We start from the raw sequence: 10,042 nt of genomic DNA, 5'->3' as shown, positions 1-10,042 counted from the left end.
CCGTACTGCCTTCTTCTTAATGGGGGAACTGGTTGAACACAACGACACTCAAGTCATTTTTAGCAATCCACAAGACGATCGCACCCGTGGTTACGTGAATGGTGATTTCGGCTAATAGTTTACTGGCACTCAAAATTATAACTATAAGCGATGGAACCTTGCCCCTCTATAAGAGGGGCTTTTTTGTGTTCTGGCGTTGTGATTTCGATTTGTGACGAGACTGTCTCATCATCAGATTCTAGAAATCTGAATCTTCTATTAAAGCGTCAGTGTATTACTTTTGAAGTGGAATAACGTTATTGCTGTTTTCCTTTTGGGCAAACTTCATTTCATACATATTTTGGTCGGCAATAGAAATTAAGTGATGGAGCTTGGTCGAATCAGAGGGGTAATGTGATATGCCGATACTGGTCGATAGTGACACTTCCTGATTCCCTTCTATTATCATTGATTGACTAAAGCAGTGCTCAATGTCTGTGATTGCTGCATTTAACTCGTCTTGTTGGATTTCTCTAACCACTAATGCAAATTCATCACCACCAATTCGAAACGTGGAAAGTTTGTAACTTATGCTTAGTCTGCGCAATCTGTGAGCAATGGTTTTTAGCGCCGAGTCTCCAGCCTGGTGCCCGTGGTTATCGTTAATCTTTTTAAAACCGTTAAGGTCAAGTAGTACTAATGAAAATACTTTACCGCGCGACTCCAGGTCGGTTAAATGTTCCATAAAGGCTAATCTATTGGGGATTTCTGTTAAGGCATCGGTCAGTGATTGCTCACGGTGATAGAGAGACTCTTTTTGGAAGATATAAGTAACAATCAGCACGCCGACAATGAGGAGCAATAAACTGGTGAGTTGCAGGTTGAATAGATCACGAGCTTGGTCCATTTGATTTTGGTATAGCGGACTTTGCACTCTGAAGTTGGCATTTACATAGCTGATCATAGACAGATAAAGCGCTTCAAACTCTTGGCTGACTTCTTCAATTACTTGTGGACTTTCCGAGTTTAGCTTGGGTTCTAGGGCTTTAAAATTATCAAAGAGAGCGAGGAAAAACGTCTCGGCACCGGGAAGCCCAATGAAGTTGTCAGACTCTCGGCTTGAGATAAGTAGATCAAACCTGCTCCATGTTAGCTCATATTTGAGCAGAGCGGTTTGCTTAGACGCTTCATCAAGGGCTACGAACGGCAGGGTAGCATTGAGCTCAGAAAACTCCTTGGTCAATTGAAATAGAAACCAAGTGGCCTGATTCTGTTGCTCACTGTATGACTTCGCATGTTCCCTAGTTTCGTTTAGAAAATAGAAGTTTGCGACTATCAATAGTGCACTAATTAAAAGCAGTAAGTACTTTGCTCTTTTAAGTAATTGAGGTAATTGATCTGTGTCTTTATTTCTCATCTGTATTTCTGTGAACTATGATCTCGTCGATTTGCCACACCATCTGTGCATGGTAGGAAGCGTTATCAATGTCAGCATTCTTATCTAAGTTATAGACCAGCCAATAAGGCCCTTTATTTCGTACCTTCATTTTTTTGTCGTTCATTTTGTAAGCAATGATAGGTTGGTATTTCAAAATATCTTCCATTCGCGAGCTTGCTGCATAGTCATTAAGTGCGACAAATGTCAGCGCAAAAGCATCGTCGATATTAAGATGTTCCAATAACTCGGAGACCTTGAATCCTGTGTATTTGTTCTTATCTGGGTACCAAGGAAGGTCTGTAGTGAAGGAGGTTTCGGATAGTTTGGTCGTAATATCGTGATGTGACATTTCGATGATCGGCTGTTCTCCGTTGCGAATAATAAGCTGAGAAGCTATCGTCTGGCAGGCTAAAAACAGAGAAACCAATGCCGCAAGCCATCTCATAAACACTCCTTGCGTAAAATTATTATGAAATATGTCATTAAGTATATTATGACATTATCAGTATGGGAATTTTAATTGGTTATGTGAATGCGAGGATGAGTTCTAAGTAGAAAATAGTCGAAACAAAAAAGCTCCCGAAGGAGCTTTTTTAACAATCAATCAAATAATCAAATAGATTTAGAAGATTAGGTGAGCAACACCTGCTATCACTGGCAGCGTAATTAAAGTACGCAAAATGAAGATGGCGAATAGCTCGAATATGTTCACCGGGATACGGCTACCTAATAGTAGAGCGCCCACTTCAGACATGTAGATCAACTGGGTAACAGACATTGCAGCGATAACAAAACGCGTCATTTCGTTGTCAATTGATGCCGCGAGAATGGCTGGGATAAACATGTCGGCAAAGCCAACCACAATCGTCTCCGAAGCTGCTGCCGCTTCAGGAATATGCAGTAGCTCAAGCAGTGGAATGAATGGTTGGCCAAGGAAGCTAAACACTGATGTATATTCTGCAATAACCAGTGCAATCGTACCAAGTCCCATGACTACAGGTAGTACACCAAACACCATATCTACTGCGTTGCGAACGCCTTCGCCAAATACACTTCTGATTGATTTTACTTGTTGTGCTTTATTTAGCGCTAAGTTCATTCCCCAAGAGAAAGTTGTATGTCCTTGTGGAATAGCGTCTGCATCTTTATCTGGTTCAGTGCCATCAATAAAGGTGTTCTTTTTGTAACTTAGAGGTGGTAGGCGAGGGATAATAATCGCTGCGACTAGGCCAGCTAAACAAATAGCGCCGTAAAACGGTAAAAATAGGTGCTCTAACTCAACCTGAGCGATGACGACTAAACTAAACGTGATTGAAACAGCGGAAAAAGTGGTGCCCACCACGGCTGCTTCACGCTGAGTGTAGAACTTGTTTTCGTACTGCTTGCTGGTAAGCAGAATGCCTACTGATCCGTCACCCAGCCAAGAAGCCATACAGTCGATAGCGCTGCGACCTGGCAAGTTAAATACCGGACGCATTACCTTACTTAGTAAGGTACCAAATAGCTCTAGCAAACCGAAATTAAGTAGCAGGGGTAGCAATAGACCTGCGAAAATAAATACTGAAAACAGTGTTGGAAGTAGACCTTCTAGAACTAAACCTCCAGTGTTCTCTTGCCAAATCGCGTTTGGGCCCACTTGGAAGTAGGTCATTGCGACAGCAGCACCACCAATTAGACGTACAGCTAGCCATAAAGGGCTTGGGTTAAACAATCCGTTCAAGAAGTTGCTGTTGGCAATAAACTGGGGCGTTTTGACGCGACAAAGCGCTGAGGCAACGGCCATGAAGGCGATGATAGCGGTAATTAGGCCAACAAGATGTTCGCCAAGAACAGCTTGGATTGATTTAGCTAGAATCGCCACAGGAATGGTGATGTTCCCTTGGTAGCTGATTGGAGCCATAAAAAGGAATAATCCAATCATAGAAGGGATAAGGAACATCCAAAAGTTGCTTTTGCTCTTTGGTTGTTCTGATGATTGAGCGATATTTTGCATACGTTTCTCGAATTCCAATTAGATAAACAGCATAGCCATATGGGAGGCATATCTATTCACTAAACAGCAATAAATTATCAAAGAGGCGCAAGAGTAAAGATTTTCATGCGTCCTTGCAATACTATTCAATAAATACCGCTAAGTATTCATGATTAAAGTTTGCTTAATCATTGAATTGCGGTTAAATGTGTTGGAAATGTTAATTTGTTTGCTAGTCTGTTTCAAGCTTAGGTGGTAATTAATGAGTCGATTGGCTATGTGCGAGGAATCGCCAGTGAGTGAGAGCAAGTATGAAGGCTAAAGCTACAGGGAACAACAGTGCAGCGATAGCGTAATTGGCAAAGAGCTTGGCACCGACAATGCCACCAAGCAAAAAACCACTAAAGATAAACACAAATAACTTAGCTTTACGGTAGTCAAAGCTTTCACCACGCAGTTTGGCGCCAACCATTAGCCCCAAGTCAGTAATTATCCCTGTCATATGAGTGGTGCGGACAATCGCGCCGCTGTAGGTGGTGATCATCGCATTTTGTAATCCACATGCCGCTGAGGCAAGGTACTGACCTGAAATATGATCATTGCTAAGTAGCCAATAGGCTGCGAACAGCAGTAAACCTTCTACGCACAGCGCGACGCCATAGCGACGCCCTAGTTTAAGAGCAGTATTTGAGATGAATACCCCACTTAATACCGCTCCGAGCATGAAACTCAACAGGATGAAGAAAAGGTGTCCCACCTGAGAGTTTAATGCCTCTAAAGTTGTGCCAAGTAAGGTGACAGTTCCGGATATATGAGATACGGCTTGGTGTTGAAAGCCGAGCAGACCAACGGCATTGACCGTACCTGCTAACAGGGCGAGTAGAAAAGCGCCATATTCTACCCAGCGGGGAAGTTTAGTTATCAAAGTCTGCTCCTTAATTGAAGGCGCAATTATAGAGTGAGTAGTGGGTTATCGGTAGAGGTAAAGTTGAAATATCGACCCATTAAGCTAAGCGTAGTGTTCTATTTGGCAATCAAACTTAACCCAGCCGTGTTTTCGCTCCTCATAGATAGAGAAGCTTGGCATTGGCAAATCTTGTTGATTGAGTACGCCAACGGGAACGACAGTGAACTCTGGCGCAGCTTGAAGCCTGAGTAGCATGGTAGTACTGCAGCGTGGGCAAAACGAATAAGTCACTTCATTGCCCGAATCGCTGATTCTAGTGTATTCAACTAACTCACCACTGTAGGAAACTTGATGTTTGTAAAATCGGGCTTGAACACCAAATACACTGCCAGTTCGTTTCTGGCACTCGAAACAGTGACAAATTGAAGTGCGGGCTGGTTCACCTCGACAAACTAAATTGACTTGGCCACAACTGCAGTCTGCCATTCGTATTTTGTTTTCATGTTCCATTTTAACTCCTGATCATACCCTGCTAACATGGCCTAAGTTATTTACACATTACCAACTCATCATTAACGCCAATGAAGAAACGCATACTGCCAATTCCTCTTATTCTCTTTATTCCAATCGTGTTGCTGATTGTTGTTTCTGCAGCTGGCGTCTATCGATTTAGTATGTCTGATGAAGAGATATTAGCCAAGTTTCCAAGCCAAGCTAGCCAAGTAGATCCCATTATGCAGTCTGTGTTTGGTATTAGAACGGCCAACCCGTGGACAGTCAAAATACCAGATAGTAATGCATTTACTTTCATTGATGATATGCAACAATCTCCGCTTATGACTGGCACGTTTGAAGATGGTCCAGTTCATGGGGTTGTCGCAGTTGATAGCCGCACCTTGGTTGAGATAGATCCAACCACCTACTTATCTTCCTTATCGGTTAGCAATCAAGGTTCGGGAGTTTTCTATTACCTAGCGGTATTCAAATATGATGAGTTTCGACAACGATTGGTTTCAAAAGGAACGGCTTTTCTCGGTGATAGAATTCGAGTGGACTCTATTGAAGCAAATGCAGATCAGGTAACGGTTAAAATATTGGAACGTGATGAGCGTCAAGCGATGTCTGAAGAACCGAAAAAAATAGTAACTATACTGTTTAAGTTAACTAAGCAGGATAGCTTAGAACAGCAGTAGGCCAATGTGCCCAAAAACTCACATTTAATTTGATATTGTTAATGTGTGATTAGTTGCTTATTCTTTAACTTAGCAAGTGATGAGATGGAATTTTATTGTTGTTAACGGAGTGATTTATGATCAATAAGCGTTTTTTTAAGACCAAAGATGAAGTTGAGGTAACTTTCGAGCTTCCTGCTGACGATGTGGGCAAAACGGTTTCAATTGTCGCCGACTTTCTTGACTGGCAACCGACAGAAATGACAAAGGTTGCTAAGTCTAAGTCGTATAAGTTTAAGACTCGACTCCCTAAGGATAGTGAGTTTGAATTCAGATACTTAGTGGATGACGAAAAGTGGGTAAACGATCCGAACGCCGACCAATACCGACCAAACGGATTCGGTGAAGATAACGGCTTGGTTGTAACCTATCAGATGTAAGCGCTAATTTAGACGTATCGACTATGGTTGATAGTGAAAGGCGCATCTCGCGCCTTTTTTCGTTGAAACCTGACATTTCACAGGTGACAACTTCTGGATAAATTCGTAATCTAAGGCCTTTGTGTATCCAGAGTAAAGGTCAAATTTTGCTAACTAGAAGTTTTAAGACTCGCTTCCAACAGCTGTCTAGACGGAAAAAGATGATGGTGGTGAGCTTGCCTCTTTTAGCGGCAATCGCTATTTCAAGTACATCTAAGCAGAGTCATCCCCATCGTACCATTGATCTTTCTCTTCCCGAGTCGACGTTAGTCAGTGATTTTTTTTCAGACAGTGATGTGGTTCGTGATGTACCAAACTACGAGTATGTTATTCGTAAAGGTGACAATCTAAGTACTATTTTTCAGCAGCTTGGCTTTGGTTATAGCGAATTGATGAAAATCATGGAAACGGACCTTCATTATCTTGCATTGGATACTCTCCGTCCTGGTAACACTTTGCGCTTTTGGCGTGATGAAGAGACGGGATACCTAAGTAAGATGGCGCTTGAGTTCAGTATGGTTGAGCGTGCGGTTTATAGCCGACTAGATGACGGAAGCTATGAGTTTACCGATGTTAAGATTCCGGGCGTTTGGAAGTCTTTCCCTATGGTTGGTGAAATTAAGGGTAGCTTCTCTCAATCTGTGAATGCTATTGGCTTGGGTAAGAGTGAAATCGAGCAAGTAGTTAGCTTGCTTAAAGACAAGATCAATTTTACTCGCGATTTAAGAGCGGGTGACAAGTTTGAAGTGGTTCAGTCGCGCCAGTTTGTTGGTCAGCAATTGACAGGTAATCGTGAGATACAAGCGATTAAGATCTACAATCGTGGTCGTGTCCTGTCTGCTTACCTACACAGTGATGGTCAGTACTATGATTCTAAAGGCGATAGCCTACAGCGCGCATTCCAAAGAAAGCCGGTCAATAGTGGATATAGGCTAAGTTCCCACTTTAACCCTACGCGAAAGCACCCTGTGACAGGACGTGTCTCACCTCATAACGGGACGGATTGGGCGACACCGACCGGTACGCCAATTGTGTCTACAGGTGATGGTGTGGTGATTATGACTCGTAAACACCCGTATGCTGGCAATTATGTGGTGATTCAACATGGCAGTCGTTATAAAACACGTTACCTTCACTTAAGCAAGATTTTGGTGCGTAAAGGGCAGAAAGTTTCTCGTGGTCAAAGAATTGGTCTATCAGGGGCGACAGGGCGTGTTACTGGCCCGCATATTCACTATGAATTGATTGACCGTGGTAGACCCGTTAACGCGATGAAAGCCAATATACCGATGGCAAGTTCAGTTCCTAGTAAGCAGATGGCAGCATTTAAAGCTCACAGAGATGAGATGGACGAGATGCTGAAACAGCGAGAAATTGAACTGGCGAAGCAGCAAACTGAAACTAACGCGAGTTAAGTATAATAAAGGCTTCCAAACGGAAGCCTTTATTGTATTTCTAACCTTTTTATTGGCTAACTTTTCCGAGCTTGAGCCAAGTATCTATGACTGTATCGGGGTTTAGTGACACAGAACTAATACCTTGAGCCATTAACCATTCGGCTAAGTCATCATGATCCGATGGACCTTGCCCACAAATACCGACGTATTTGCCCGCCTTGGTTGCCGCGTCGATCGCCATCTGTAGCATCACTTTGACTGCAGGGTTGCGTTCGTCAAATAGATGAGCCACATCACCAGAATCGCGGTCAAGACCAAGCGTTAGCTGAGTCATATCGTTGGAACCGATAGAGAAACCATCAAAGTATTTTAGGAACTCGTCAGCGAGCACTGCGTTTGACGGCAGTTCACACATCATAATGACTTTCAGGCCTTGGTCGCCTCGGCGTAAATCAAACTTGGCGAGTAAGTCGATAACCGAGGCTGCCTCACTTGGTGTACGAACAAAAGGAATCATCACCTCAACGTTCTTCAGCCCCATCTCATTGCGAACACGTTTTATCGCCTGAGTTTCCAGCTCGAAACAGTCTTCAAATACTGGCGAGATATAACGAGATGCTCCACGGAAACCAAGCATTGGGTTTTCTTCGTGTGGTTCGAAGTCCTTACCGCCAACTAGGTTACTGTACTCGTTCGATTTAAAGTCAGACATACGAACAATGACTCGTTTAGGCCAGAACGCCGAAGCGATAGTCGCAATGCCTTCCGTTAGCTTACTCACGTAGAAATCGATAGGATCTTTGTAACCGCGAATACGTTGGCTGATTTCAGCTTTTAACTCATCACTTTGTTGATCAAAGTTGAGCAACGCTTTCGGGTGGATGCCGATCATCTTGTTGATGATGAACTCTAGGCGCGCTAGGCCAACACCTTCGTTAGGGATTTGTGCGAAGTCGAAAGCGCGATCTGGGTTGCCGACATTCATCATCACTTTTGTTGGCAAGATAGGCAGTTCATCTACCGAAGAGCGCTTAACTTCAAACTCAAGCTCTCCGTGGTAAACATAGCCTGTTTCGCCTTCCGAGCACGAAACCGTGACCGTTGCACCGTCTTGCAGGCTAGTTGTCGCGTTGCCACAGCCAACGATTGCAGGAATGCCTAGCTCTCGGGCAATGATTGCTGCGTGACAAGTGCGACCACCACGGTTGGTGACAATTGCCGATGCCTTTTTCATCACTGGTTCCCAATCTGGGTCAGTCATGTCTGTCACCAGCACGTCACCATCTTGTACCAGAGACATCTGATCGAGAGAGTCAACCAAACGGACTGTGCCTGAGCCGATACGCTGACCAATCGCGCGACCTTCTACGAGTACTTCAGCTTTGCTGTTTAGCTCGTAGCGCTCAATAACATTTTGCTCGCTTTGAGAACAGACCGTCTCTGGGCGCGCTTGAACGATGTACAGCTTGCCATCGATACCATCCTTGGCCCATTCAATATCCATAGGGCGCTGGTAATGCTTTTCGATGATCATCGCTTGTTTGGCTAGCTCTTTGATCTCCTGATCATTTAATGAAAAGTCTTGGCGTTCTTGCTCGGAAGTATCGATGATGTCTACCTGCTTGCCAATTTCTTGATTGGTTGAGTAGATCATTTTAATTAGTTTAGAGCCGAAAGTTTTTTTAACAATCGGGTCGTTGCCTGCTTCAAGCATTGGTTTGTGAACGTAGAACTCATCTGGGTTCACTGCGCCTTGCACCACCATTTCACCTAGGCCCCAAGAAGAGGTAATAAATACCACTTGGTCAAAGCCGGACTCGGTATCTAAGGTGAACATAACGCCTGAAGAGGCCTTATCAGAACGCACCATACGTTGGATACCCGCAGACAGCGAGATACCACGGTGGTCGAACCCTTGGTGAACACGGTACGAAATAGCACGGTCGTTAAACAGTGATGCGTAAACGTGTTTGGTTGCTTCAAGGACAGCATCTATGCCTTTCACGTTAAGGAAGGTCTCTTGCTGTCCGGCGAATGAAGCGTCGGGTAAGTCTTCTGCAGTAGCGGATGAGCGTACAGCCACTGAAAGCTCACTGTTACTGCCAATCAGTTCTTGGTAGTTGTTACGAATATCCTCCTCGAGGTCAGCAGGAAAGGGGGCTTCTAGTACCCATTGACGGATAGTAGCACCTGTCTTACGCAGAGCGTCTACATCATCAACGTCTAGTTCATCCAATAATTGGTGTATGCGGTCATCCAGTCCTTCAAAATCTAAAAACTGATTGAACGCATAAGATGTGGTAGCAAAACCGTTGGGTACAGAAACGCCAGCATTGGAAAGGTTAGAAACCATTTCACCAAGCGAAGCATTTTTACCGCCGACTTTGTCGACATCTTCCATGGATAGGCCATTGAACCAGAGGGTGTTCTTTTGCATGTATTTCTCCAGAAACATTGCAGCTTTGTAGGGAATAGGCAAACGATTACGTGGCAGCGTAAAAAAATTCACAGGGAATTTTTAAAGCTGTGGGGGCCGTAACAGCAAGCCGGGTTTTATTATCGATATTATGGGGACCATCCTACTCAAAATAATTTTAAAGTTTAAAATAAAATGCAAATTGATAGTCAAAGTCGTGATGTGTTCTATGTTTCTGATGGTACGGCGATAACATGTGAAACTTTAGGTCATGTTGTTTTA

The 10,042-nt window shown here is 43.7% G+C and carries 9 protein-coding genes and 2 pseudogenes; 5 read left to right on the top strand and 6 right to left on the bottom strand.

Going from position 1 to position 10,042, the window contains the following annotated elements; translation table 11 throughout:
- Nucleotides 1–115: pseudogene (pstB, locus tag QTO00_RS08590) on the top strand (phosphate ABC transporter ATP-binding protein); the annotation flags it as partial.
- A 159-nt stretch (nt 116–274) separates the two neighbouring features.
- On the opposite strand, the gene QTO00_RS08585 reads toward pstB, so the two are convergent.
- From QTO00_RS08585 to QTO00_RS08565, 5 genes are all read right to left on the bottom strand, one after another.
- Entirely contained in the window at nt 275–1,396 is a 1,122-nt protein-coding gene (locus tag QTO00_RS08585; protein ID WP_331424287.1) for a GGDEF domain-containing protein, read from the bottom strand.
- Complete coding sequence (locus tag QTO00_RS08580; protein ID WP_331424285.1) at nt 1,386–1,862, bottom strand: molybdopterin-dependent oxidoreductase; 477 nt, start codon at nt 1,860–1,862, stop codon at nt 1,386–1,388. The genes QTO00_RS08585 and QTO00_RS08580 overlap by 11 nt, the downstream gene beginning before the upstream one ends.
- A gap of 177 nt (nt 1,863–2,039) precedes the next feature.
- A complete protein-coding gene (locus tag QTO00_RS08575; protein ID WP_331424283.1) occupies nt 2,040–3,410 on the bottom strand; it encodes a YjiH family protein in 1,371 nt (456 codons plus the stop codon).
- A 238-nt stretch (nt 3,411–3,648) separates the two neighbouring features.
- Complete coding sequence (locus tag QTO00_RS08570; RefSeq protein ID WP_331424281.1) at nt 3,649–4,314, bottom strand: YoaK family protein; 666 nt, start codon at nt 4,312–4,314, stop codon at nt 3,649–3,651.
- 84 nt (nt 4,315–4,398) lie between these two features.
- The gene (locus QTO00_RS08565; RefSeq protein ID WP_331424280.1) at nt 4,399–4,806 is read right to left on the bottom strand and encodes a GFA family protein; all 408 of its coding nucleotides are present in this window, start codon (nt 4,804–4,806) and stop codon (nt 4,399–4,401) included.
- Between the two features lie 71 nt (nt 4,807–4,877).
- Here QTO00_RS08565 and QTO00_RS08560 point away from each other — a divergent pair, with 71 nt between their 5' ends.
- The 3 genes from QTO00_RS08560 to QTO00_RS08550 all read left to right on the top strand — a co-directional run bounded on the left by QTO00_RS08560 (nt 4,878) and on the right by QTO00_RS08550 (nt 7,362).
- A complete protein-coding gene (locus tag QTO00_RS08560) occupies nt 4,878–5,489 on the top strand; it encodes a hypothetical protein (protein ID WP_331424279.1) in 612 nt (203 codons plus the stop codon).
- A 116-nt stretch (nt 5,490–5,605) separates the two neighbouring features.
- Complete coding sequence (locus tag QTO00_RS08555) at nt 5,606–5,908, top strand: isoamylase early set domain-containing protein (protein ID WP_038201468.1); 303 nt, start codon at nt 5,606–5,608, stop codon at nt 5,906–5,908.
- A 200-nt stretch (nt 5,909–6,108) separates the two neighbouring features.
- Entirely contained in the window at nt 6,109–7,362 is a 1,254-nt protein-coding gene (locus QTO00_RS08550; protein WP_331424291.1) for a peptidoglycan DD-metalloendopeptidase family protein, read from the top strand.
- Nucleotides 7,363–7,411: 49 nt separating this feature from the next.
- Here QTO00_RS08550 and ppsA read toward each other — a convergent pair whose 3' ends face one another.
- Nucleotides 7,412–9,799 (bottom strand): phosphoenolpyruvate synthase, encoded by a 2,388-nt coding sequence (gene ppsA / locus QTO00_RS08545; protein ID WP_331424289.1) that lies wholly within the window; start codon nt 9,797–9,799, stop codon nt 7,412–7,414.
- A gap of 156 nt (nt 9,800–9,955) precedes the next feature.
- Between ppsA and QTO00_RS08540 the strand changes: the two are divergent.
- Nucleotides 9,956–10,042 (top strand): annotated as a pseudogene (locus tag QTO00_RS08540) (phosphoenolpyruvate synthase regulatory protein); the annotation flags it as partial.

This window comes from Vibrio sp. M260118 (genome assembly GCF_036533755.1).
Classification (GTDB): Bacteria; Pseudomonadota; Gammaproteobacteria; order Enterobacterales; family Vibrionaceae; genus Vibrio.
This window is presented reverse-complemented; position numbering and strand designations above follow the sequence as displayed.